This is a genomic window from Streptomyces sp. AHU1, from assembly GCF_045343905.1.
Taxonomy (GTDB): Bacteria; Actinomycetota; Actinomycetes; order Streptomycetales; family Streptomycetaceae; genus Streptomyces; species Streptomyces triticiradicis.
Genome location: NZ_CP174283.1, coordinates 7,407,968 through 7,430,856, shown reverse-complemented (window position 1 = coordinate 7,430,856; position 22,889 = coordinate 7,407,968). Strand labels below are relative to the sequence as shown.

Below are 22,889 nucleotides of genomic sequence, written 5' to 3'. Positions count from 1 at the left end.
TCTCGCCCGTAACACCGCTGATCAGCGATCTTTACGGGTTCCTTAACCTACGGAGACGTAACCTACGGAGACGTAGCCTACGATGCCGTAGGTTAAGTTCTTCGCTCGTTGTCCCGTCCCCCTGGAGCACCCGTGACGATCACTTCTCCCGACCTCGGTAGCCCGGCAGCAGCCTGGACCGACGCTCGCCTGCTGTACGCGCTGGAGGAAGTCGTCGAGACGGAGCTGAACCGCCATCTGAAGGTGGCCAAGGACTGGATGCCGCACGAGTACGTGCCCTTCAGCGACGCCCGCAACTTCCCGGGGCAGTTCGAGGACGGCGAGGCCTGGGACAAGGAGCAGTCCAAGGTCACCGAGATCGGCCGGATCGCGCTCGTCGTCAACCTGCTCACCGAGGACAACCTCCCGAGCTACCACCACGAGATCGCGTCCCTCTTCGGCCGTGACGGCGCCTGGGGCACCTGGGTGCACCGCTGGACGGCGGAGGAGGGCCGGCACGGCATCGTGATGCGCGACTACCTGCTCGCCTCGCGCGCGGTCGACCCGGACAAGCTCGAGGCCTTCCGCATGCAGCACATGAGCGAGGGCTTCGAGTCGGACAACCGCCACTCGATGCTGCACTCGGTCGCGTACGTCGCCTTCCAGGAGCTCGCGACCCGCATCTCGCACCGCAACACCGGTCACCAGTCGGGCGACCCGGTCTGCGACCGCATGCTGGCGCGCATCGCGACCGACGAGAACCTGCACATGGTCTTCTACCGCAACCTCCTGAAGGCCGCGTTCGAGCTCGCCCCCGACCTGACCATGCAGGCGTGCCGTGACGTCGTCGTCAACTTCCGGATGCCCGGTCACGGCATGCCCGGCTTCGAGCGCATGGCCGCGCAGATGGCCATCGGCGAGGTCTACAACCTGCGCATCCACCACGACGACGTGCTCCAGCCGGTGCTGCGCCACCTCAAGGTCCTGGAGATCGGCGGCCTCGGCCCCGAGGGCCTCAAGGCCCAGGAGGAGCTCGGCTTCTTCATGGGCGGCCTCGACGCCGAAGCCTCGAAGTTCGACGAGAAGCTCGCCGCCCGCAAGGCCCGGATGGCGGCCCGCGCCACCGCGTAGCCCCGCCCGCGGGCGAGGCGGCGACCTCCTGGGTGCCGCCTCGCCGGCAGGCTGCCGCCCGTGCGCGTCCCAGGTGACTGGCCGTACACGGGCGGCTCCGTTCCGGGTCGTACCGGTCGGGCCGTACTAGTCGGGCAGCCGGTCCAGGACCCACTTCCCGATGTCCTCCGTCATGAGGGTGTGCGGGTCGTTGTCCTGCGAGAGCATGAAGTCGTCGAGCTCGGACTCCTCCGGGGGCAGCTGGTCGATGTTGATGTACAGGTCCTCCTGCCGGTCCAGGTCACGGATGGAGACCGCGCTGACCGACGGGACGAAGCAGACGGACCGGTGGACGATGTCGACGTTCTCGTTGACCGAGGCGAGCGCGTCCCCGATGATGCCGAACGACTCGAGCGTCCCGCCGGGCGCGCCGTCCAGTTCGGGGAACCCGCTCGTGGTGATCGTGTGCGGTCCGCCGAAGGCGCCGTCGAGCACGGCCACCTCAGCGGCCTCGCCCTGCGGCTGGGCGAGGAAGTACGTGCCCTCGAAGATCGGCCCGGCGCAGGTCAGCGCCTTCGCCCCGGCACGCACCCCGTTGCCCACGCCGTCACCGCGTCCGCTGGACACCCCGATCAGGCGCGGGATGCGCGGCCAGCCGCCCACCTTCTGCAGCTCCTCCTTGAACTCCGTGCGCAGCGGGCTCTCCCTCGGCGTGCCGTCGACGCTGTCCAGATAACGCCAGAGTGTCTGCTGGGCGGCCGGACTGCAGATCTGCCTCAGGTAGGTGTCGTCGACGGGGGCGATGTGGTGTGCGAACGCCTGGAGCCCGATCGGCACCCACGCGCCCCGGTGCGGGCTGTCGAACGACACGTAGCAGCCGACCCGGTGGTCGATGCGCTGCAGTTCCATCCTCGCCAGCGCGTACCGGGCGACCAGCCCGCCCATGCTGAACCCACCGACGAGCAGCCGGGTGTCTCCGAGCTGCTCCGCGCCGGTGCGCATGATCGCGGCCATCATCGTCTCGGCGTTGCGCAGGATCGACTCGCTGCGCTCGTCGAACCCGACGAGGACCAGCGTGCGCCCCCGCCGCCGCAGTTCGCTGTTGAACGGGAACCTGCCGTTCTCCAGCCCGTCCCACAGCCAGTCGAAATCGGTCGGGCCCAGGTCGAACCCGTCGGCCAGGACGACCGGCCGGACCACACCCTTCTGGCCCTCCCCGTAGTACACCCGGGCGCTGCCGCCCGGGAGCTCCCATTCCTCGTCGGCCGGAGGAGCCTGCGCGGGTGCGGGCTTCCCCACCGGAGCCACGAGTCCGATGGACCTCGCGGCTTTCCTGACTTTGTCGGCCTTGTTGTCGGCCATGACGTCCCTTTCGATGTCGGTGACAACGGTCAGAGGACGTCATGCGCACATTTGTAATATTCCATGCACATATGACATACCGCTCACCCCGATGAGCCATGTGATCAGCGCGATCAGGGCAACCAGGGCGATCGGGCGGGATCGGCACGGGAGAGCGGCACCGACCTGCGAAGAGGGCCGTCAGGACCGGCCGCGGCCCGGGGGCGTGTCACTCCAGGGCGCGCCGCAGGCCGAGACGCTCCTTCTCGGAGAGCCCGCCCCACACGCCGAAGCGTTCGTCGTTGCTCAGCGCGTAGTCGAGGCACGCGGACCGCATCGCGCACATCCCGCAGATGCGCTTCGCGTCGCGCACCGAGCTGCCCGGCTCGGGAAAGAAGAAGTCCGCCCCCGTCTGCGCGCACAACGCCTGCTCCTGCCAGGCGAGGTCGGACGGAGTGATGGTTTCCGAGTACATGACCATGAGCGTGCCCCGCGGGGAAAAACGTTCGCTCAACGCGGGATCAACGCCACGTCCCGAGGCTCCCGGCGGCTTCGATGATGGCCTCGCGGGAGGTCCCGGGCACGGCGGCGCGCGGGAAAACACGGCCACGACCGGAATCACGGCAGACCCTCGGAACGGCGAGCACCGCCGGTCCAGGCGATTTGCCCCTCTCCGCGACGATTGTCAGTGGGTGGTGGAAGAGTGGTCCCCAACGGCAGCGAGACCCCTCGAAGGAGGGCGGCCATGCTCACCACCCGCTTCATCGACGGCGCCCCGAACTGGCTGGACGTCGGCACGTCCGACATCGAGGGTGCCATCGCGTTCTACGAAGGCGTCTTCGGCTGGCGGTTCCGGTCGGCGGGACCCGACGCCGACGGCTACGGCTTCTTCCAGCTCGACGGCAAGACCGTGGCCGGGGGCATGCGGATCGCCCCCGAGCAGGGCCCGCCGTCCTGGAACGTCTACTTCCGGACCGCCGACGCCGAAGCCACCTCCAAGGCGGTCGAGCAGGCCAAGGGCACGGTGCTCGTGCCGCCCATGGACGTGATGGGCGAGGGACACATGGCCGTGTTCGCCGACCGGGCGGGGGTGCCCTTCGGCGTCTGGCAGCCCGGCCGGACCGAGGGGCTGGGCATGGCCGGCGACCCGGGTTCCCTGTGCTGGGTCGAGCTCGTCACCCCGGACATCATGGCGGCCGCCGCGTTCTACAACTCGGTCTTCGGGTGGGAGACCTCGGCGGTCTCGTTCCCGGGCGGGATCTACACCTGCGTCAGCCCCGCGGGGACCGAGGAGGAGGGCGTGTTCGGCGGTCTGATGCCGCTCGCCGACGACCCGGTCGAGGCGAGGACCGGCGCGTACTGGCTGCCGTACATCGAGGTCCCCGACACGGACGCCGTGGTGGCCGGGGCCCAGGAACTCGGGGGTGCGGTCCGTATGCCCGCCACGGACCTGGAGGGCGTCGGCCGCATGGCCAAGCTCACCGATCCGTACGGCGCACGCTTCGCGGTGATCAAGAGCGCACCGCAACAGAGCTGACGTCCCGGCCGGCAGGCCCCCGTCGCACGACGGTCACTCCCGGTCGCGGCCACCCTCGGCGCCCCTGGGCCGACGCCGGGGACGGCCGCCCCTACGCGGAGGCCCGTCGTACCACCGTCGTCGGCAGGACCACTCCGGAGGACTCGGGCACCGGGCCCTCCGTGCCGGCCCCGTCCCCCAGTCCACGGATCAGCAGCCGGGCCATCAACCGGCCCATCTCCTCTATTTCCTGACGCACCGTCGTCAGCGGCGGATCCGCCTGTTCGGCGATCGGCAGCATGTCGTCGAAGCCGATCACGGCCACGTCCTCGGGCACCCGCCGTCCGCGCTCACGCAGTACGCGCAGCGCGCCGAGGGCCGACAGGTCGTTCGCCACGAACACCGCGTCCACGTCGGGGCGGCGCTCCAGCAGCTCCCGCATCGCGCGTTCGCCGCCCGCGGGAGTGAAGTCGCCCTGGGCGACGAGCGCCGGATCGGCGTCGGCCATGACGTCCCGGTAGCCGTCCAGCCGGTCGACCGCGGACGTCTGGTCGAGGGCTCCGGTGATGTGGGCGATGCGGGTCCGTCCGAGACCGAGGAGGTGGCGAACGGCCTGACGGGCTCCGCCGCGGTTGTCGCAGTCGACGTAGACCGCCTCACGGACGCCCTCGCCCCAGCCGGGCCGACCGCCGAACACGGTCGGCACGCCCGCGCCGTGGATCAGTCCGGGCAGCGGGTCGTCGAGGTGCAGCGAGAAGACGAGCGCGCCGTCGACGTGGCCGCCGGCGAGATAGCGGGCGACGCGGACGTGGTCGTCGCGGCCCTCCGTGAGCAGCAGCACCAACTGGGAGTCGTGGGCGGTCAGTTCCTTGCTGATGCCACGGAGCTGGAGCGCGAAGAAGGGGTCGGCGAAGACCCTGGTCTCCGGCTCGGCGATCACGACGGCGACCGCGTCGTGGCGCCGGGTGACGAGGCTGCGGGCGGCCTGGTTGGGAACGTACCCGAGTTCTTCGACGGCCTGGCGCACGCGCTCGACGAGCGGCTCGCGGACCCCGTCCCCACCGTTCACGACCCGCGACACGGTGGCCCGGGAGACCCCGGCCCGCGCGGCCACGGCCTCCAGCGTGGGGCGCGACACTGTCCCGGTCACCTCAGGGCACCTCCTCTGCGGATGCGGATCAGGATAACCATGACCGCCCGCCCGGTGAGAGCGCTCCTCGATCAACGGGATCGACACGAACCGGTCACGTTCGAGGGCATTTTGGCGGAGAGATCACCTGCCCGCCCCGCCGGGGCCGGGCCGCCCGACCCGACCGCCCATGGGTGATCCTCCCGGACGCGCGTCCGTCCGACCGCGGGTGATCCTCCCCGACGCGCATCCGTCCGAGGTCGAGCCGATCAGTCGCCCGGCGGCCGGGCCTCCTCGTGTCTCGCCCTGCTCGGCTGCACCCGCTTGGGCTCGCCCGGCATCTTCGGGTAGTCGGGCGGGTACGGGAGGTCGCCGAGGCCGTGGTCGTGCTCGTCACGGTCGGCGAGTTCCAGCAGTGCCTCCAGGGAGAAGGCGTGGTCGTCCATGTCGGCGTGCACGTCCCCGAGTTCGGCGAAGCGCCCCGGCATGGTCGCCAGGTCGAAGTCCCGGGGTCTGGCGTCCTCCACCTCGTCCCAGCGCAGGGGCGCGGAGACCGGGGCGTGCGGGCGGGGTCGTACGGAGTAGGCCGAGGCCATGGTGCGGTCCCGGGCGTTCTGGTTGTAGTCCACGAACACCTTTTCGCCCCTTTCCTCCTTCCACCACGCGACGGTGACCCGGTCGGGCATGCGGCGTTCGAGCTCGCGGCCGACCGCGATGGCGGCCCGGCGCACCTGGGTGAAGGTCCAGCGCGGCCGGATCGGCACGAAGACGTGCAGCCCGCGGCCTCCGGAGGTCTTGGGCCAGCCCCGCAGACCGCCGTAGTCGTGCAGGACCTCGCGCAGTTCGTGGGCGGCGCGCACCGCGTCGGCGTAGTCCGTGCCGGGCTGCGGGTCGAGGTCGATGCGCAGTTCGTCGGGGCTGTCGACGTCGTCGCGGCGGACCGGCCACGGGTGGAAGGTGAGCGTGCCGAACTGCGCGGCCCACAGCACGGCGGCCTGCTCGGTGGGGCACATCTCGTCGGCGTCGCGGCCGCTGGGGAAGGTGATGCGGGCGGTCGGGATCCAGTCGGGCATGTTCTTGGGCGCGTGCTTCTGGAAGAAGGACTCGCCGGTCACCCCGTCGGGGTAGCGCTCCAGCGTGGTGGGGCGGTCGCGCAGGGCGCGCAGGATGCCGTCGCCGACGGCGAGGTAGTACCGGGCGAGGTCCAGCTTCGTGAAGCCGCGCTCCGGGAAGAAGACCTTGTCCGGGCTGGACAGACGGACGCTCCTGCCCGCCGCTTCGAGTTCCACCGCATCGCCCATGCGAGCCACGGTAGGCGCGGCACGCGGCCCCCGCACACCGGGCGGACGCCCGTGCCGCCGCGCGGAACCGGCATGCGGTTCCGCGCGGATTCCGCCGGACACGGGCCGGGCGCGGCCCACCACGTCCGTGGGCCTCCGGCACCGGCCGGCGATCACCAGCCGGGGTGCTTCGACCCGCCGATCGGATCGTGGACGGTGCCGGGCGCGGACACGGACACGTCGCACAGGTCGGCGTCGGCTCGGGTGCCGGAGTTCAGAGCCGCATGCCCACCGCCGGGGTGTCGTTGCCCGCGAGCCGTGCGACCGCCCGCAGCGTCACCGCCAGGCGCCGCTCGCCGAGATCGGACACCGCGGCCAGGGGGACGTGCCCGATGCCCACCATCGACGGGACCAGACCGAGGAACGCCCGCTGCTCCTCGTCCAGGCCGAGGCAATAGACCCGGCCCGTCAGCCCCTCCCGCTGAACGTTCGCCTCCGCCGGGCACGTCCAGGAGGCCGAGCGCGCCCAGCACCCCACGACGGGCGCGGATCGTCCCTTCCTCGACGAGGGCCTGCGCGGCGGCCCGCTCCCCGGCTGTCCTCGCCGAGGCGGTCGGCCTCTTCGCCGGCTGTTCGAGCAGGGCATCGTCCGTGGTGGCGGCCGGCCATGCCCCGCCACCGCACCGACATCGTCCCGCTGCTGCGCACTCTCTGACGGGCCCCTCCATCCGTCCCGGCTTACAGGTCGAGCTGGGGACGGGCGGGGTCGAGGAGGTCAGGATCCTGGCGAACGAGTGCGTCTTCGAATGCCCGCCAGCCCTTCTCGCGGATGAAGGAGGTCTCCTGATCCGTGATGGGGACGAGCCAGACGATCGCGACATCACTACCGTTCTCGATGGTCACCGAGAAGAAGTCGTCGTCGAAGTAGACGGGCAGCCCCGCGTAGAGGGACGTCATGGTTCCCCCGGGCAGCGGAGCGGGAAGCGGCACCACGTCGCCACGGAGAATCGCTTGGCCGCTCGCCATCAACTGCCCGACGACGTATTCCAGCACGTCGGGGAAGTGCCCATAGCCAGCGGCGCGGCCGGCGTTCTCACAGGCCAACAGTTCCAAGTGGAAGTGACGATCCGAAGCCGGATGCCACAGCGGAGTTCGGGAAAGGCCGACCGTCGCGAACGCCTGGGCCCCTGAGAGCCGACCCTCACGGAAACACGCCACCTGAGGGGTGCCCTGCACGGCACCCGCAGGCGGGGACCAGGCACCGATCATCCTCCCCGGCCTGCTCTCGAAGTGGTCCATGGGTTCCGGCACCAGGTTCTCCCGTCCGACCTCTGGGCCCGTCAGGCCCGGCGATGACCGATGATCCCCGGACAGTAACGGTGGCAGCGAGATCGGGGCGAGCCAGGTCGAGCAACGAGCACCACCTCGGCCGCCCCTCACCGTCAAGCGGCCGAAGAACGTACAGGTTGCGGTCGGCCCCCGTCCGTTGAAGGCGGCCTCCGACCGCACGAGGGACGCGATGTGTGGGCTCCGACCTGCGGATGCCCGGAGTGATGGCACCCAGTGTGGCGCGTGGAGGCGTCGGCTACGCCTTCGGTACCGCCCACTCCGCCAGCGTCTCCAGTTTCTCGAACTTCTCCGAGGTGTGCAGCACCCGCTCGGGCCGCTGGTTCGCCGGCACCGCGAACACGGTCTTCCCGTGCACGCACTCACCCGCGTTCACCGTCGCCATGCGGGGATACTCCGGCTTCGGGAAGTCGCCGTACGTCACGCGGCTCGGCTTGATCCGCGTTCCGTCGGCGTACTCGAGCGCCCACGTGTTGCGGGTGACCACGGCGAAGCCGCTCTTCAGGCATCCCTTGATCTCGACGACGGCCCACGTGTACCCGGTCGTGCCGAACTCCTCGTCGGCGGACCGCCGGGAGTGGAACTTCCCCTGCTCGTACCGGAGGACGGTCGTCGCCATCGTGGCTCCGTCGGTCGTGACGGTGAACGGCGCGCCGAACGCGAGAGGCCCCTTCGGGCTCGGGCTCGGGCCGGGCTTCGCCGCGGCACTCTTCCCGGCGGCCTTCGACGTGCCGGGCTTCGCGGCCTCGCCGCTCCCGGAGCAAGCGGTGGCGAAGGCGAGCAGGAAAACGGTGGCGATGGCGGTACGGGTGCGCATGGTCCCCCCGAGGACTGCGGATGCTGAAGGGGCATCATCCGTCGTCGAGGGGCACCCCGGGGGCCGTATGGCCGTCCTGTGATCCGGGAGCGAAGTCCGCCGTCCCTGCTGACGGGAACGACACGGTCGGCCGTGTCGTCGGCGCAGCGGCCGCAGACGTCGGAGACGGCCGTCGAGCCGTGGCCGACCGTGGCGGACGGGGGCGGCCGTCCCGCGCCCGTCTCGTGGTCCCGCCCGTCAGGCGACGGCAAAAGCGCAGGAAGAACGGCGTCTGCCGGACGAACCGCGCGGCGCGCGGACGTCATGGACGGCTCTTAGAGTCGAAGTATGGATCTGCCGGTGATGCCGCCCGTGAAGCCGATGCTCGCCAGGGCCGTGGCGAAGATCCCGCCGGACATGCACTACGAGGCGAAGTGGGACGGCTTCCGGACCATCGTGTTCCGGGACGGCGCCGAGACGGAGCTCGGCAGTCGCACCGGCAAGCCGCTGACCAGGTACTTCCCGGAACTCGTCGAGGCGCTGCGGGAGCGGCTGCCGGAGCGCTGCGTGATGGACGGGGAGATCCTGATCGCCAGGCAGGGGCGGCTCGACTTCGACGCGCTCACCGAGCGGATCCATCCCGCGGACTCACGGGTGCGGACGCTGGCCGAGAGGAACCCCGCCTCCTTCGTGGCCTTCGACATGCTGGCGCTGGCCGACACGTCACTGCTCGACGCACCGCTGGGCGACCGGCGCGCGCTGCTGGTGAAGACGCTGTCCGGGGTGACGGCGCCGGTGCACGTGGCGCCCGCGACCACGGACCGCGAGGTGGCGCAGCGGTGGTTCGAGCGGTACGAGGGAGCGGGGCTCGACGGGGTCGTGGCGAAGCCCCTCACGTTGCCGTACCTGCGGGACGAGCGGGCCATGTACAAGATCAAGCACGAGCGGACGGCGGACGTGGTCGTCGCCGGTTACCGCTTCCACAGGAGCGGACCGGTCGTCGGGTCGCTGCTGCTCGGCCTGTACGACACCGCGGGCGTGCTCCAGCACGTGGGCGTGAGCGCCGCGTTCACGATGAGGCGGCGGGCGGAACTGGTGGAGGAGTTGGAGCCCTCGCGGCTGAAGGACGTGGCCGGGCATCCGTGGGCGGCCTGGGCGCGGGAGTCGGCGCACGAGTCGGCCCGGCTGCCGGGGGCGCCGAGCAGGTGGGCGGCGAAGAAGGACCCGTCCTGGGTTCCGGTCCGGCCCGAGCGGGTGGCCGAGGTGGCGTACGACCACATGGAGAACGGCGTCCGGTTCCGCCACACGGCCCGCTTCCGCCGATGGCGCCCCGACCGCACCGCCGAGAGCTGCACGTACGGACAACTGGAGGAGCCGGTCGGCTACGACCTCGCGGAGATCCTGGGGCCGCCGGGCTGACGCGCCGGGCACGGAACCGCTCCCTCGGCGCCCGTTCGGTTCGGGCACGGAACCACCGTCTCCGCACCCCTGTTCGATCCCGCACGGACCGTCACGCCGATCCGGTCGGTCCACCCTCCGCACACAATCAGAAACGATCGGGTATGACCATCGATGAACTGTTGAACGCACAATCGATGGCACGGGACAGGTGGCACGGTGGGCATGCGAGAGACGGTGCGGACGCGGCGGGGCGCGTGGACGGCGGCACTGCTGGCCGCCACGGTGACGGGCTCCCTGCTGTCGGGCTGCACCTCGGGGGGCGGAGCGGCCGACGACGGCCGGTCTCCGGGGCAGAGCATGAGCCCGAGTTCGAGCCCGAGCGAGAGCGAGAGCGGCACGGCGACCGCCGGTCCGGTGCTCGCGGTGAAGATCGACAACGCACCCGCCGCCCGCCCCCAGACGGGCCTCGACGCGGCGGACGTGGTCTACGCGGAGCAGGTCGAGGGCGGGCTGAGCCGGCTGATGGCGGTCTTCGCGAGCACCCTGCCCGACGCCGTCGGGCCGGTGCGCAGTGCCCGCGAGTCGGATCTCGAACTGCTGGGACAGTTCCACGAGCCGACGCTCGCCTTCTCCGGGGCCCAGCGCAAACTGCTGCCGCTGATCGACGACGCCCCGCTGGATCCCGAGCCGGCGGGGAAGGTGCCCGGCGCCTGGTACCGGGGCACGGGCAAGGCCGCGCCGCACAATCTGTATCTGCGTCCGCGGCGGCTGATGGACTCCGCGCCCGGGGAGGCCGCGCTGACCACGGGCTTCCGTTTCGGTCCGGCACCCGAGGGCGGCACCCCCGAGACCTCCCGCACGGTCCGCTTCCCGTCGGCCCGCTTCACCTTCACCTGGTCCGCCGACCGCGGGCGCTGGCTGGTGGCCATGGACGGCACCCCGACGGTGACGACCGACGGCAGGACGGTGGCTCCGGCGACGGTGGTCATCCAGTACGTGAAGATACGCGCGTCGAAGTACCACGACGTCCTCGGCAACAACACGCCGTTCACGGAGTCGGTGGGCTCGGGCACGGCCCGGGTGCTGCGCGACGGCCGCGCCTTCGACGCGAACTGGACCCGCTCCGCGGCGGCCGACGGCACACGGTTCACCACCCCGGACGGCGCGCCGATGAACTTCGCGCCGGGCCAGGTGTGGGTGGTCCTCGCCAAGGCGTGAGCGCCCCCGGCCGGAACCCCTCAGTGCTGCGCGCGGAGGGGTTCCGGGGGATTGCGGAGCCCCTCGGCGGCGTCCGAGACCCGTTGGACGAGGTCGAGGAAGAGGTCCTGTTCCTCGGCGGAGAGGGGAGCCAGGAAGACCTGGTTCATGCGCGCGGTGCGCACGGTCAGCTTGCGGTGGACGCGCAGCCCGTCGTCCGTGAGGCGGAGCAGGAAGCGCCGTCCGTCCTGCGGGTCGCGCACCTTGTCGAGGAGCGCGCGGCGCCCGAGCCGGCTGATGACCTCGGCGATCGTGGACCGGTCGAGCCCCACCCGCTCCCCCACCGTGCGCTGGTCGAGGCCGGGCTCGGCGACGAGCGCGTTCAGGACCGCGAACTGGGGTGAGGTGATCTCCTCGGAGACCATCGTGTTCCACAGCAGGTGGTGCGCCTGCTGCAGTCTCCGGGCCAGGTGCCCGGGGTGGGTGGAGAGGTCCACCGCGGCCATGTGCGCTCCTCGGGTCCGGTACGCGCGTGCGCGCCGATGGGTCCGAATTCGTTGGTGCACTGAACAATACCTTCACCTCCCGACGGCTGTCCCGCCCCCCTGGACCTTACCGACCACCCGTGCCAGCTCGCCCATCCAGAGTCTTGACGGACCGAATCCCGGGTGGCAGCGTGTCCGGCACCTCAGAAATTAATCAGTGCCCTGATTAATTCGGGGCGCCGGACACTCGGGAGAGATGGGGCTTCGCGGATGGACAAGGTGGTCGCCACGGCACTTGGGGCGGTGGCCGATGTACCGGACGGCGCGACACTGGCGGTCGGCGGATTCGGCCTCAGCGGCGTACCGAACGTGCTGATCGGGGCCCTCCACGAGCGTGGTGTCCGGGGGCTCGGGGTCGTCTCCAACAACTGCGGGGCCATGGACTCGGGGCTCGCGACCCTGCTCGCCGCCGGACGCATCGCCCGGGTCACCGGCTCGTACATCGGCGCCAACAAGGAGTTCGCCCGGCAGTACCTGGCCGGGGAGCTGGAGGTCGAGATGATCCCGCAGGGCACGCTGGCCGAGCGGCTGCGCGCCGGCGGCGCCGGGATCCCCGCCTTCTACACACCTGCGGGGGTCGGCACGCAGGTCGCCGAGGGCGGGCTGCCGTGGCGGTACGACGGCCGGGGCGGCGTCGCGCTGGCCTCCCCGCCGAAGGAGGTGCGCGAGTTCGACGGCGTCCCGTACGTGCTGGAGCACGGCATCCGCACCGACTTCGCGCTGGTACGGGCCGCGAAGGGCGACCGGCACGGCAACCTCGTCTTCAACAAGTCTTCCCGGAACTTCAACCCGCTCGCCGCGATGGCCGGCCGGGTGACGATCGCCGAGGTCGAGGAGCTCGTGGAGCCGGGCGGCATCGATCCGGACGCGGTGCACCTGCCGGGCATCTTCGTGCAGCGCGTCGTGGCCCTGACCCGCGAGCAGGCGGACGCCAAGATGATCGAGAAGCGGACGGTCTCGGCGTCCGCGGCGGACGGGACGGTGAACGGCTGATGGCCTGGAGCAGGGAGGAGATGGCCGCCCGCGCCGCGCGGGAGCTGACGGACGGCCAGTACGTGAACCTCGGCATCGGCCTGCCGACGCTGATCCCCAACCACCTCCCCCCGGGTGTCGAGGTGATCCTGGAGTCGGAGAACGGCATCCTGGGCACCGGCCCCTACCCGGCCGAGGACCAGGTCGACCCCGACCTGATCAACGCGGGCAAGGAGACCGTCACGGTCCTGCCGGGCGCCTCGTACTTCGACTCCGCGCTGTCCTTCGGGATGATCCGCGGCGGGCACATCGACGTCGCGGTGCTGGGCGCGATGCAGGTGTCGGCCGGCGGCGACCTCGCCAACTGGGCCGTCCCCGGCAAGCTGATCACCGGTATCGGCGGCGCGATGGACCTCGTCCACGGGGCCCGGAAGGTCATCGTCGTCATGACCCACACCGCCAAGGACGGCTCGCCCAAGATCCTGCGCGCGTGCGAGCTGCCGCTCACCGGGAAGGCCTGTGTGAACCGGATCATCACCGACCTGGGTGTCCTCGACGTCACCGCCGAAGGGCTGGTGCTGGTGGAGACCGCGCCGGGTGTGACCGCCGCCGGCATCGCGGCGGCGACCGCGGCCGACATCGTCGTCCCGGAGGGGACCGGACCGTGAAGGACGTCCGCGTCGTCGCCGTCCGGACGCCCGTCGTCAGGTGCGGCGGCTCGCCGGCCGCCGTCCGCCCCGACCGCCCGGCGGCCCGCACCGTCCGCGAACCCCTCGCCCTCGAACCCTAGGAACCCGACCATGGCCCTCACCCAGGCGGAGATCGACGCCGAGATCAAGGATCTCCAGGACGCGTACGACAAGGCGGTGGCCGGCGGCGCGCCCGTACGGCACCACCCCGCGCGCGACTACCCCCCGTACCGCAGTTCACGGCTGCGCCACCCGAAGCAGCCGCTGGTCGCCGTGAGCGGCGACCCGGAGACGGTCGAGCTGTCGGGCCCGGTCTTCGGTGTCACCGACATCACCGAGATCGACAACGACCTCACCCTGCAGCACCGGGGCGAGCCGATCGGCGAACGGATCACCGTCTCGGGCCGGCTGCTCGACCGCGCGGGCCGCCCGGTGCGCGGCCAGCTCATCGAGATCTGGCAGGCCAACGCCGCGGGACGGTACGCCCATCTGCGCGAGCAGCACCCCGCCCCGCTCGACCCCAACTTCACCGGTGTGGGACGGACCCTGACGGACGATCAGGGGCGGTACACGTTCACCACGGTGAAGCCCGGACCGTATCCCTGGGGCAATCACACCAACGCCTGGCGGCCCGCGCACATCCACTTCTCGGTCTTCGGCACCGCGTTCACCCAGCGGCTGGTCACCCAGATGTACTTCCCCGGCGACCCGCTCTTCCGCCACGACCCGATCCTGCGGTCCGTGACGGACGAGGCGGCCCGCGAGCGGCTGGTCGCCGTGTACGACCACGGCCTCTCGCGGCCCGAGTTCTCCCTGGGCTACGCGTGGGACATCGTCCTCGACGGCCCCTCCGCCACCTGGATCGAGGAAGGCCGATGAGCGCCACCGGTCGACCGCTCCCCACCCCCGCCCACACCATCGGCCCCTTCTACGGCCACGCGCTGCCGTTCCCGGGCGGCGGCGACATCGCGCCGCCCGGTCACCCCGACACGATCACCCTGCACGGCCACGTGCTCGACGGGGCGGGCGCGCCGGTCCCCGACGCGCTGCTCGACTTCTGGCAGGCCGCGCCCGACGGCTCGCTGACGGGCGCCCCCGGCTCCCTGCGCCGCGACCCGTCCACGGGAGGCTTCCTCGGCCGCAACGGCGTCGACTTCACCGGTTTCGGCCGGGTCGCCACCGACGCCGACGGGCACTACGCGCTGCGCACGCTGCCGCCGGGGAACGCCGGGGCGCCGTACATCGGCGTGTGCGTGTTCGCCCGCGGTCTGACGCACCATCTGTTCACCCGTGCCTATCTGGCCGACGGCCCGGACCCTCTGCTCGACGCGCTGCCGGACGAGCGGCGCGCCACGCTGATCGCGACCGCGACCGCGACCGCGACCGCGGGCACGGGCACGGGCACGGGCGCGATGCGGACGTACCGTTTCGACATCCGCCTCCAGGGCGAGGGCGAGACGGTCTTCCTGGAGTTCCGGTGACGGCCGCCGACCCCGTCGCGGCCGACGCCGGTCTGCTCGCCCCCGGCCGGGCGGGCTCCCCGGCCTCGGCCGCGACGAGCGACACCGCGTATCTGCGGGCCCTGCTCGACGCGGAGGCCGCGCTGACCCGGGCCCAGGCGTCACTGGGTCTGGTCCCGGCCGAGGCGGCGTCGGCGGTGACGCTCGCCGCCGACGGCGCGGACTTCGACGTCGCGTCGATCGCGCTGCGCGCCCGAAGCGGCGGCAACCCGGTGATTCCCCTGGTCGCGGACCTGACGGCAGCCGTCGGCGCCGGGTTCGGCCCGTACGTCCACCGGGGCGCGACGAGCCAGGACATCCTCGACTCGGCCACCATGCTCGTCGCGGCCCGCACCCTGGACCTGATCCTGGCCGACCTGGAACGGACCGGGCGCAGCCTCGCCCGGCTCGCCGCGGAGCACCGGGACACCGTTCTGCCCGGCCGCACGCTCACCCAGCACGCGGTGCCGACGACCTTCGGGCTGAAGGCCGCGGGGTGGCGGTCGCTGGTCCTCGACGCCAGGGACCGGCTGCGCGCCGTCCGGGCCTCCCTGCCCGCCCAACTGGGCGGCGCGGCGGGCACCCTGGCCGCCTTCACCGCCTTCGGGGCGGACGACACCCGGGCCCTGACCGCCGCGTACGCCCGCGAACTGGGCCTCGCCGAGCCCGTGTTGCCCTGGCACACCCTGCGCACGCCGATCGCGGACCTGGCCGGAGCGCTGGCGTTCACGGCGGGCGCGCTCGGCAAGACGGCCGTCGACGTGCTCACCCTCTCGCGCACGGAGATCGCCGAGCTGGCCGAGGGGTCCGGCGGCGGGTCGTCCGCGATGCCGCACAAGGCGAACCCGGTCAGGGCCACCCTCGTGGCCTCCGCCGCCCGGCGCGCCCCGCTGCTCGCGGCGACGCTGTACGGTGCGCTGGCGGCCGAGGACGAACGGCCGGCCGGGGCCTGGCACGCGGAGTGGGAGCCCCTGCGCGATCTGCTCCGGCTGACCGGCGGGGCGGCCCGCGACGCGGCCGGACTGACCGAGGGCCTGCGGGTCGACACCGGGGCCATGCGCGAACACCTGGGCCTCACCCATGGGTTGATCGTCTCAGAACGGCTGGCCGCCGAACTCGCCCCGGTCCTGGGCCGGGCGCGCGCCAAGGAGCTGCTGACGCGGGCCGCCGAGCGGGCCGTCGCCGAGCGCCGTCCCCTCGCGGACGTGCTCGGCGAAGAGCCCCTCCTCGGGGACCTCCCGGGCGCCGGCCTCGCGGACCTCACCGACCCGACCCGCTACACGGGCTCCGCCGGAGTCCTCACCGACCGTGCTCTGGAGCGACGTTGACCGCGAACCTGCTCACCCATCGCGCCGAGGGATCCCCCACCGCTCCCCCGCTGCTCCTCGGGCCCTCGCTCGGTACGTCGTACGCCCTGTGGGACAGGACCGCCCCCGAACTGTCCACGAGCCACCGGGTGGTGCGCTGGAACCTCCCCGGGCACGGCGGCTCACCGGCCGGTGCGATCGGCCCCGGGGTGACGGTCGCCGACCTGGCCGCGCTCGTGCTGGAGCTGGCCGACTCCCTGGGCATCGGGCGTTTCGCGTACGCGGGTGTGTCGTTGGGCGGAGCGGTGGGCCTGCACCTGGCGGTCCACCACCCCGAGCGGCTCTCCTCCCTCGCCGTCATCTGCTCCTCGGCCCACTTCGGCGGGGCGAAGCCGTGGGAGGAACGGGCCGAACTGGTGCGCCGCGAGGGCCTCGGGCCCGTCGTCGCGACCGCCGACGCCCGCTGGTTCACCGCCGGTTTCACCGTGCCGGAGCTGGTCGAGGACCACCGCGACGCCGACCCAGGTGCGTACGCCGCCTGTTGCGACGCCCTGGCCGCGTTCGACATCCGGGACCGGCTGGCGTCGATCACCGTCCCGACGCTGCTGATCGCCGGGCGCGAGGACCCCGCGACGCCACCCGCGCATCTGCGGGAGATCGCGGACGCGGTGCGGGGCGCGACGCTCGTGGAGATCCCGGGCGCCTCGCACCTGGCGTCCGCGCAGTGTCCAGAGGCCGTGCTGACGGCCCTGCGGGCGCACTTCTCGGGGGACGCCCGGCGCGGCATGGAGGTACGCCGTCAGGTTCTCGGCGACGCGCACGTGGACCGTGCCCAGGCGCGCCAGAGCCCGTTCACGGCCCGGTTCCAGGACTTCATCTCGCGCTACGCCTGGGGCGAGATCTGGACCGACACGACACTGACCCGCCGCGAGCGCAGCATGATCACGCTGACCGCGCTGGTGGCGCACGGCCACCACGACGAGCTGGCGATGCACGTCCGGGCGGCCCGGCGGGGCGGGCTCACTCCGGAGGAGATCGGCGCGGTGCTGCTGCAGACCGCGGTCTACTGCGGTGTGCCGGCCGCCAATGCGGCGTTCGCGGTGGCGCAGCGGGTGCTGGCGGAGGAGACCGCGGACGGCGACGGCTCCCCGTCGCACGCGCCGGACTGACCCCCGGCGAGGGGGCTCCGCCCGCGGGCGGCCCACCGGCGGGTGAGGGCGGCGCGGTGCGCGTTCCGACGCCTCGGGCGTCCCGACCGTGACGGCACCGACCGCCCCGGGTCCGCCCGGAGGTCCGTCCCGGCCCGGGTCCACCCGGAGCTGCCCCGACCACCGGCACGAAGACAGGTGTGGTCCGACCCGAGGTACGCCCGAAGCCGTGGCCCGGCTCGGGTCCGCCCCGGGACGCGGCCCGGGACCGGACGCCCGTGGATGTGGACCGGTGCCGGACGGCGGCGGCGGCGGTCGGCTCGCCGCGGAGGGCGGGCCGCCGGCCGCGTGCTACAGACCCGCCAGCGCCGCCTCCGCCTTCGCCGCCAGACCGTCCGCGCCGCAGGTGCGCGCCAGGGTGAGGCCCTTGTTCAGTTCCGTCACCGAGCGGGACACGATGCCGTACTCGACGCGGGCCGCCGCGTGTTCGTACTGGCAGGGAGAGGCCTCCAGGTAGGTGACCGCCTGGGCCGCCAGCCGGACCGCGCGCTGTCCGGTCTCGAGGGCGGCGGCGCACCGCAGGGCCTCGCCGATCGCCGTGTCGGTGCCGAACCGCTCGGCCTGGCGGCGGGCGTCGCCTGCCAGGGAGGCGGCGCGTGCCGGGTCCTCGTTGGCGAGCGCCCTCGCGAGGTCGACGGCCCAGGGCGCGAGCACCGGGTTGTGGTGGCCGCGGGCCGCCGCGGCCTTCTCCGCCGCCTCCAGTTCGTTGACGCCCTCCTTGGCCCGGCCGGTGGCGAGCAGCAGACGGCCGCGCACCGAGCGAGTGTCGGGCAGGACGATCGTGGTGGGGTACGGGGGCGCGAAGCCGTAGCGCTCGGCGATCTCCGCCGCCTCCTGGAGGTGTCCGCGGGCCAGCAGGGTGTCGATGAGCCCGGAGGTCGCCGACCAGTACAGGGGCAGTCCACGGCCGACCCGTTCCGCGAGGCGCAGCGACTCGCGCTGGTAGTGCTCGGCGTCGGCGAGACGGCCCCGCCGGCGCAGGGCGAGTCCGAGGTAGGCGTTGGCCAGGGAGAGGTGACCGCCGCTCCAGCCCGCCTTCACATAGGCGTGCAGTGCCTCGCTGAACAGGCTCTCGGCGCGGTCCAGCCGGTCCGTGTAGGCGTACGCGCTGCCCAGCATCAGCAGGAGTTCGACGCCCCACTCGGTGTCGGTCCAGGCGAGTCCGGGTGCGAGGCGTCCGTTGACGAGGGCCCGGTCGCAGAGTTCGACGACCTCCTCGGCGTTCTCGCCTCGGGTCATCGCGTCGAAGCCGCGCAGTATGAGGAGCGCCCGCTCGGAGTTGTCGCGTCCCGTGCAGGTCGTGACGAGTTCGGCGAGACCGGTGGAGTGTCCGGCGCGCTCCTCGCCCGCGTGGATGCCCTCCCACATGTAGTGCACGGCCTGGAGCCGCATCCGGGCGGGTCCGGGCTCCAGCCGCTCGGCCTCGGCGTCGACCGTGCGGACGGCCTCGTCCAGCTGGTTGTTGTGCAGCAGCGCCTGGGAGAGCCGGAAGACGGCGTCGACCCGTTCGGCGTCCTGGAGTCCGGGCCTCTCCAGCGCGGCCCGGAGATGGCCGATGGTCTTGGCCGGCGCGGTCAGGAGCGTGGCGCAGCCCAGTTCGTAGAGGACCCGTGCGTGCACCTCGGGCAGCGGAGGTTCCTTCAACGCCCGTTCCAGGCAGCGCCGGGCCGCGTCCGGGGCGCCGACGGCGAGGTGTTCGCGGGCGGCTTCGCGCATCTGCTCGACGAGTTCGGGGTCGTCGTCCGGGTGCACTTCGAGGAGGTGGCGGGAGGCCGCGGCCGCGCCGCGTCCGGACTCGGTCACCGCCCAGGCCGCCTGACCGTGCATCGCCGTTCGCAGGGCGTCCGGGATCGAGCGGTAGACCGCCGTCGCGATCAGGGGGTGCACGAACTCCAGCTCGCCGTCCGCCTGTTGCCCGTTCGTGGATCCGACCGCGGTCAGGATGCGCGCGGCGCCCAGCAGTTCGGCGCAGCGGGAGGCCTCGTCGTCCGGCATTCCGGCGAGTTGGGCGGCGAGGTCGAGGGAGATGCCGGTGCCGAGGATGGCGGCCGCCCAGGCGAACCGGGTGGCGTCGATGCCGAGGCCTTCCAGGCGGGCGACGAGTCCGCGGCCGCGGGCGGAGCGGTTCAGGTCGCGCAGCTCGGCGGCCGAGCCCTCGACCGGGTCCAGTTCGCTGTCCTGGACCTTGGCGAGCAGTTCGACGGTCTCGTACGGGTTGCCGCCGGTGACCGCCCACACCTCGCGGCAGAACGGCGCGTCGGCGTGTTCCCCGAGCGTGGCGCGGGTGAGCCCCTCGGTGGCGGCCGGGGTCAGCGCGGTCAGGGTGGAGACCGGCCGGCCCGCGGCGGCCACCGCGTCGAGCAGCCGGGCGCTCTCGCCGCTGACGCCACCGGGCCTGCGGGCCATCACGACGAGGACGGACAGGTCGTCCAGGCGCTCGGCGAACGCGGCGAGCCAGCGCAGGGTCTCCTGGTCGGCCCAGTGCGCGTCGTCGATGAGCAGCACGAGCGGCCACTCCCGCTTCGCGAGCCGGCGCACCGCGGCGACCAGACCGTCGCAGACGCCCTGCGGGTCGGGCAGCCGGTCACCCGGTTCGGCGATGCCGAGGGCGGGTCCGGCGATGTCGTACCAGTCGCCCAGGTATTCGCGCGCCTCCTCCGGAAGCAGCGAGAGGAGGGCCGGCTGGAGCAACTGCCGTACGACGTTGAAGGGGACGGACGTGACGGTCTCGCCGCCGCGCGCCGACCACACGGCACAGCCGTTGCTCTCCGCGATCCTGCGCGCCTCGGCGAGGAGGGCGGTCTTGCCGAGACCCGCCTCTCCGCTGAGCACCAGCAGGGTGCCCGACGTCGCGGAGTCCGCGCGCAGCGCGGTGATCGCCTCTTCGAGAGCGGCGACCTCCTCGTCACGCTCCCACAGGGAAGCCGAGGCGGCCGCTCCTGGCCGTGCCTCCGTCATCCCGTTACCTCCCCAGGTCGCCCGAATGACGTAACTGCAACGAGCCTAGCCTCCTGGAAGCCGCGACGGAGGCGGGACCCGGCACCAGTTGCCGGGACGGGTGAAGGCGGTCCCGCGATGGCGGAACCGCCGAACACCCCGCGGCCCCGAAGGGAAGTGACGCACAGTCAACTACCGGAAAAATGAAGGTAATTTTCCTTCCCCGTCCGCAGCGCCGGACCGTGGCCGGCCGGCCCGCGCGCCCCTCGGGAAGAACCGGCACGAGCGCCCCCGCGCACGGCCGTGACCTGCACGCCCTCCTCCTCAGCGGCTTCGCCGAGCCCCGCCCGAGGACGCCGCGGACGTCCCGTCGGGCCCTTCGGACCCACCGCCCACGACGGTCGTCCCGGTCCGCCCCTCATCCGCGCGTCGCCCGGACTGGTCCGGGCGACGCGCGGGGCGTGCGCACTCCTGGTACTGGCGTTCTTCATCCGTCCGGGCGAGACGGCGGGCGGGGCGGTCCCGATCACGGCCCGGCCCGGGGCGCCCCCCCACCCGTCCACATGCACGCGTCAGGTTGCGGGAGGGCCGCGGGCACCTCCCGGCGGGCTCCGGGGGGAACCCTCTCATCAGCCTTTCACCCGGGACTCATACGGTGGGCCCATGACGCAGGTGACTCCCCCCGGCTGGTATCCCGACCCCGGGCAGACAAGTGACGCTCCCGCCACCGAGCGCTGGTGGGACGGTAAGGCATGGACGGACCAGGTCCGCCCCGTCGGGTCGGCGGCCGCATGGGGTCCCCCGGCATACCCGGCGGGGGCCGGTCCCTATCCGGCGTACGCCCCGAGCGGCCCGCGGCGCGGGCTGCGCACGGGCATAGCGGTCGCGGCGGCTGTCGCCGTCCTCGCGGGCATCGGCGGCGGTGTCTACGCGCTGACCAGCGATGACGGTCGCGGTGGCAGCGCGGCCTCCCCGGGCACCACCGGGCCGGGCGGCCAGGGCGGTCCGGGGGGACCCGGCGGCGGCCAGGAGCGCGGCCCGGACGGAGCGCCCGGCGGACCGGGCGGCTCGGACGGCTCCGGCGGTTCCGGCGGGCAGACCCCGGCCCCCGGCGGGTCCGGCCTGCCTGAGATCGACCCCGGCTACGCCACGGACGTCTACAACGGCATCAGCATCCCGGTGCCGGACGGCTGGACCGGCCGGAACGGCGCGGGCACGGCTTCCGTGTCCACGAAGGACACCTACAAGTGCCCCGGCGACACCTCGCAGGACTGCCAGCGCGGCGGCGCCTACTCGGCCTCCGCGAAGGCGCAGAAGCTGAAGTCCACGACGGCGGAGGGGGCGGCCAAGGAGGACATCTCCAAGAACGCCACCGAGTCGTACGGCAAGGGCTACGGCTCGATCACCTCGCACACGGAGCTCGCCTCGAAGGCGGTCACGGTGGCCGGCGAGAAGGGCTACCTGGTGCGCTGGAAGGTCGTGACGAGCAAGGGCGACGACGGTTACGTCGAGTCGCTCGCCTTCCCCTCCCCCGCGGACCCCGCCTCGCTGGTCGTCGTCCGGTTCGGCGTCGACGTCAGCTCCGAGGCCCCCCGGCAGTCGGTCATCGACACGATCACCAAGGGCATCAAGGCGGCGCCCGGAGCGGGCGGCAACGGGCAGAACGTCTAGGACGCCCCTCTCGCGCCCCCGCCCCGCCCGGCCCCGGGCGGAAATGGACCGGCCCGGCGGAAATGGACCGGCCGGGTGGAACTCCCCTCCGCTCAAGGAGAATCCCACCCGGCCGGGGGTGCGCGCCGCCCCCGTCCCCACGGTGCGGCGCGGTACAGGCCGACGTCCGGTCATCCCACGGACGGCGGCCTGAGACTCAGGTGAGGCCGAGCGCCGGCAGCACGACGGCCTCCACGAACCGTGTGAGGTACGCCGCGTCCGCGTACTGGCCGTCCAGCAGGGGGCGCACCCTCAGGACGCCGAGCATCTGGGCCGGGATGAACTCCAGCGCGGGATGGCCGGCGTCGACCTCGCCGCGCTCGACACCGCGGCCGATCATCTGCCGCAGCTCGGCGACCTCGGGTTCGACGAGTGCGTCGCGGAGCGCCTGCTGGAGCTCCTTGTCCTGCATCACGGCATTGCCGAGGCCCTGCAGCAACTGTGTGCTGTCCCTGGCCGACCACTCGCCCGCGGCCCTGGCCGCCGCGCGCAGGTCTCCGGCGAGCGAGCCGGTGTCGATCCCCGTGAACCGCGGGCAGCGGTTGTTGCGCAGCGCGGCGGCCACGAACTGGGGCTTCGTCTTCCACTGCCGGTAGAGCGTGGACTTGCTGCACCGCGTGCTGGCGGCGACGCCCTCCATGGTGAGCGCCTCGTAGCCGCATTCCCGGATCTGTTCGAGCACGGCGTCGTAGAACTCCTGCTCACGCTCGGGCGTGATCTTGGAGCGGCGCGAGGCAGCGACCGTCTCCGGTCCGTCCGCGGCCTGCGACGTCATGGCGCTTCTCCTCGCTCGATCCGGCCGTGCCGGTGCGGTCTTGCGCCCAGTGTAATCGATACGCGAGGGTACCGGTACGCAACCGTATCGATACAAAAGCGTATCGGTACACCTGCGTATCGGTACACGACCGTATCGGTACACTGCCGTA

22 protein-coding genes are annotated in these 22,889 nt (G+C 72.6%); 12 read left to right on the top strand and 10 right to left on the bottom strand.

Features of this window, described 5'->3' with window-relative positions; genetic code table 11:
* Positions 1–132 precede the first annotated feature (132 nt).
* Entirely contained in the window at positions 133–1,110 is a 978-nt protein-coding gene (locus ACICHK_RS32915) for an acyl-ACP desaturase (RefSeq protein ID WP_406839746.1), read from the top strand.
* 126 nt (positions 1,111–1,236) lie between these two features.
* On the opposite strand, the gene ACICHK_RS32910 is transcribed toward ACICHK_RS32915, so the two are convergent.
* Together ACICHK_RS32910 and ACICHK_RS32905 are read right to left on the bottom strand one after the other, a co-directional pair.
* The gene (locus ACICHK_RS32910; protein WP_406839745.1) at positions 1,237–2,451 is read right to left on the bottom strand and encodes an esterase/lipase family protein; all 1,215 of its coding nucleotides are present in this window, start codon (positions 2,449–2,451) and stop codon (positions 1,237–1,239) included.
* Positions 2,452–2,659: 208 nt separating this feature from the next.
* Complete coding sequence (locus ACICHK_RS32905; RefSeq protein ID WP_192582514.1) at positions 2,660–2,905, bottom strand: WhiB family transcriptional regulator; 246 nt, start codon at positions 2,903–2,905, stop codon at positions 2,660–2,662.
* 270 nt (positions 2,906–3,175) lie between these two features.
* Between ACICHK_RS32905 and ACICHK_RS32900 the strand changes: the two genes are divergently transcribed.
* Positions 3,176–3,967 (top strand): VOC family protein, encoded by a 792-nt coding sequence (locus tag ACICHK_RS32900; protein ID WP_406839744.1) that lies wholly within the window; start codon positions 3,176–3,178, stop codon positions 3,965–3,967.
* A 91-nt stretch (positions 3,968–4,058) separates the two neighbouring features.
* On the opposite strand, the gene ACICHK_RS32895 is transcribed toward ACICHK_RS32900, so the two are convergent.
* The 5 genes from ACICHK_RS32895 to ACICHK_RS32875 form a co-directional block, all read right to left on the bottom strand.
* A complete protein-coding gene (locus ACICHK_RS32895) occupies positions 4,059–5,096 on the bottom strand; it encodes a LacI family DNA-binding transcriptional regulator (protein WP_406839743.1) in 1,038 nt (345 codons plus the stop codon).
* A 248-nt stretch (positions 5,097–5,344) separates the two neighbouring features.
* Positions 5,345–6,376: a non-homologous end-joining DNA ligase gene (gene ligD, locus ACICHK_RS32890; protein WP_406839742.1), complete on the bottom strand. Its 1,032-nt coding sequence runs from the start codon at positions 6,374–6,376 to the stop codon at positions 5,345–5,347.
* A gap of 253 nt (positions 6,377–6,629) precedes the next feature.
* Positions 6,630–6,893 (bottom strand): hypothetical protein, encoded by a 264-nt coding sequence (locus ACICHK_RS32885; protein WP_406839741.1) that lies wholly within the window; start codon positions 6,891–6,893, stop codon positions 6,630–6,632.
* A gap of 200 nt (positions 6,894–7,093) precedes the next feature.
* Entirely contained in the window at positions 7,094–7,654 is a 561-nt protein-coding gene (locus tag ACICHK_RS32880) for a suppressor of fused domain protein (RefSeq protein WP_406839740.1), read from the bottom strand.
* A 286-nt stretch (positions 7,655–7,940) separates the two neighbouring features.
* The gene (locus tag ACICHK_RS32875) at positions 7,941–8,519 is read right to left on the bottom strand and encodes a hypothetical protein (protein ID WP_406839739.1); all 579 of its coding nucleotides are present in this window, start codon (positions 8,517–8,519) and stop codon (positions 7,941–7,943) included.
* A gap of 327 nt (positions 8,520–8,846) precedes the next feature.
* Between ACICHK_RS32875 and ACICHK_RS32870 the strand changes: the two genes are divergently transcribed.
* Together ACICHK_RS32870 and ACICHK_RS32865 are read left to right on the top strand one after the other, a co-directional pair.
* Positions 8,847–9,917 (top strand): ATP-dependent DNA ligase, encoded by a 1,071-nt coding sequence (locus ACICHK_RS32870; RefSeq protein WP_406839738.1) that lies wholly within the window; start codon positions 8,847–8,849, stop codon positions 9,915–9,917.
* Between the two features lie 204 nt (positions 9,918–10,121).
* On the top strand, positions 10,122–11,117 hold the full coding sequence (locus ACICHK_RS32865; RefSeq protein WP_406839737.1) for a DUF3048 domain-containing protein: 996 nt from the start codon (positions 10,122–10,124) through the stop codon (positions 11,115–11,117).
* 20 nt (positions 11,118–11,137) lie between these two features.
* Here the strand turns inward: ACICHK_RS32865 and ACICHK_RS32860 are convergent, their stop codons facing one another.
* The gene (locus ACICHK_RS32860) at positions 11,138–11,602 is read right to left on the bottom strand and encodes a MarR family winged helix-turn-helix transcriptional regulator (protein ID WP_406839736.1); all 465 of its coding nucleotides are present in this window, start codon (positions 11,600–11,602) and stop codon (positions 11,138–11,140) included.
* A 249-nt stretch (positions 11,603–11,851) separates the two neighbouring features.
* On the opposite strand from ACICHK_RS32860, the gene ACICHK_RS32855 reads away from it, so the two are divergent.
* Genes ACICHK_RS32855 through pcaD form a run of 7 tightly spaced genes read left to right on the top strand, consistent with a single transcriptional unit; the run spans position 11,852 to position 17,277 of the window.
* Positions 11,852–12,634, top strand: a complete 783-nt coding sequence (locus ACICHK_RS32855) for a CoA transferase subunit A (RefSeq protein WP_151471124.1) — start codon at positions 11,852–11,854, stop codon at positions 12,632–12,634.
* The gene (locus tag ACICHK_RS32850) at positions 12,634–13,281 is read left to right on the top strand and encodes a 3-oxoacid CoA-transferase subunit B (RefSeq protein ID WP_406839735.1); all 648 of its coding nucleotides are present in this window, start codon (positions 12,634–12,636) and stop codon (positions 13,279–13,281) included. Before ACICHK_RS32855 ends, ACICHK_RS32850 begins: the two co-directional genes overlap by 1 nt.
* On the top strand, positions 13,278–13,403 hold the full coding sequence (locus tag ACICHK_RS32845) for a hypothetical protein (RefSeq protein ID WP_406839734.1): 126 nt from the start codon (positions 13,278–13,280) through the stop codon (positions 13,401–13,403). Before ACICHK_RS32850 ends, ACICHK_RS32845 begins: the two co-directional genes overlap by 4 nt.
* 10 nt (positions 13,404–13,413) lie before the next feature.
* A complete protein-coding gene (gene pcaH, locus ACICHK_RS32840; protein ID WP_406839733.1) occupies positions 13,414–14,181 on the top strand; it encodes a protocatechuate 3,4-dioxygenase subunit beta in 768 nt (255 codons plus the stop codon).
* Positions 14,178–14,783, top strand: coding sequence for a protocatechuate 3,4-dioxygenase subunit alpha (gene pcaG, locus ACICHK_RS32835; protein WP_406839732.1), 606 nt, complete (start codon positions 14,178–14,180; stop codon positions 14,781–14,783). The genes pcaH and pcaG overlap by 4 nt, the downstream gene beginning before the upstream one ends.
* On the top strand, positions 14,780–16,129 hold the full coding sequence (gene pcaB, locus ACICHK_RS32830; protein WP_406839731.1) for a 3-carboxy-cis,cis-muconate cycloisomerase: 1,350 nt from the start codon (positions 14,780–14,782) through the stop codon (positions 16,127–16,129). The genes pcaG and pcaB overlap by 4 nt, the downstream gene beginning before the upstream one ends.
* Entirely contained in the window at positions 16,126–17,277 is a 1,152-nt protein-coding gene (pcaD, locus tag ACICHK_RS32825) for a 3-oxoadipate enol-lactonase (protein WP_406839730.1), read from the top strand. Before pcaB ends, pcaD begins: the two co-directional genes overlap by 4 nt.
* A 330-nt stretch (positions 17,278–17,607) precedes the next feature.
* On the opposite strand, the gene ACICHK_RS32820 is transcribed toward pcaD, so the two are convergent.
* On the bottom strand, positions 17,608–20,274 hold the full coding sequence (locus tag ACICHK_RS32820; RefSeq protein ID WP_406839729.1) for an ATP-binding protein: 2,667 nt from the start codon (positions 20,272–20,274) through the stop codon (positions 17,608–17,610).
* A gap of 642 nt (positions 20,275–20,916) precedes the next feature.
* Here ACICHK_RS32820 and ACICHK_RS32815 point away from each other — a divergent pair.
* Entirely contained in the window at positions 20,917–21,924 is a 1,008-nt protein-coding gene (locus ACICHK_RS32815) for a DUF2510 domain-containing protein (protein WP_406839728.1), read from the top strand.
* Positions 21,925–22,120: 196 nt separating this feature from the next.
* On the opposite strand, the gene ACICHK_RS32810 is transcribed toward ACICHK_RS32815, so the two are convergent.
* A complete protein-coding gene (locus ACICHK_RS32810) occupies positions 22,121–22,738 on the bottom strand; it encodes a TetR/AcrR family transcriptional regulator (RefSeq protein ID WP_151471131.1) in 618 nt (205 codons plus the stop codon).
* Between the last annotated feature and the right edge of the window lie 151 nt (positions 22,739–22,889).

Coding starts and splice junctions, on each gene's coding strand:
- ACICHK_RS32910 (WP_406839745.1), bottom strand. CDS start 2,451: ATGGCCGACAACAAGGCCGACAAAGTCAGGAAAGCCGCGAGGTCCATC.
- ACICHK_RS32905 (WP_192582514.1), bottom strand. CDS start 2,905: ATGTACTCGGAAACCATCACTCCGTCCGACCTCGCCTGGCAGGAGCAG.
- ACICHK_RS32900 (WP_406839744.1), top strand. CDS start 3,176: ATGCTCACCACCCGCTTCATCGACGGCGCCCCGAACTGGCTGGACGTC.
- ligD (WP_406839742.1), bottom strand. CDS start 6,376: ATGGGCGATGCGGTGGAACTCGAAGCGGCGGGCAGGAGCGTCCGTCTG.
- ACICHK_RS32880 (WP_406839740.1), bottom strand. CDS start 7,654: ATGGACCACTTCGAGAGCAGGCCGGGGAGGATGATCGGTGCCTGGTCC.
- ACICHK_RS32875 (WP_406839739.1), bottom strand. CDS start 8,519: ATGCGCACCCGTACCGCCATCGCCACCGTTTTCCTGCTCGCCTTCGCC.
- ACICHK_RS32870 (WP_406839738.1), top strand. CDS start 8,847: ATGGATCTGCCGGTGATGCCGCCCGTGAAGCCGATGCTCGCCAGGGCC.
- ACICHK_RS32865 (WP_406839737.1), top strand. CDS start 10,122: ATGCGAGAGACGGTGCGGACGCGGCGGGGCGCGTGGACGGCGGCACTG.
- ACICHK_RS32860 (WP_406839736.1), bottom strand. CDS start 11,602: ATGGCCGCGGTGGACCTCTCCACCCACCCCGGGCACCTGGCCCGGAGA.
- ACICHK_RS32855 (WP_151471124.1), top strand. CDS start 11,852: ATGGACAAGGTGGTCGCCACGGCACTTGGGGCGGTGGCCGATGTACCG.
- ACICHK_RS32850 (WP_406839735.1), top strand. CDS start 12,634: ATGGCCTGGAGCAGGGAGGAGATGGCCGCCCGCGCCGCGCGGGAGCTG.
- pcaH (WP_406839733.1), top strand. CDS start 13,414: ATGGCCCTCACCCAGGCGGAGATCGACGCCGAGATCAAGGATCTCCAG.
- pcaG (WP_406839732.1), top strand. CDS start 14,178: ATGAGCGCCACCGGTCGACCGCTCCCCACCCCCGCCCACACCATCGGC.
- ACICHK_RS32820 (WP_406839729.1), bottom strand. CDS start 20,274: ATGACGGAGGCACGGCCAGGAGCGGCCGCCTCGGCTTCCCTGTGGGAG.
- ACICHK_RS32815 (WP_406839728.1), top strand. CDS start 20,917: ATGACGCAGGTGACTCCCCCCGGCTGGTATCCCGACCCCGGGCAGACA.
- ACICHK_RS32810 (WP_151471131.1), bottom strand. CDS start 22,738: ATGACGTCGCAGGCCGCGGACGGACCGGAGACGGTCGCTGCCTCGCGC.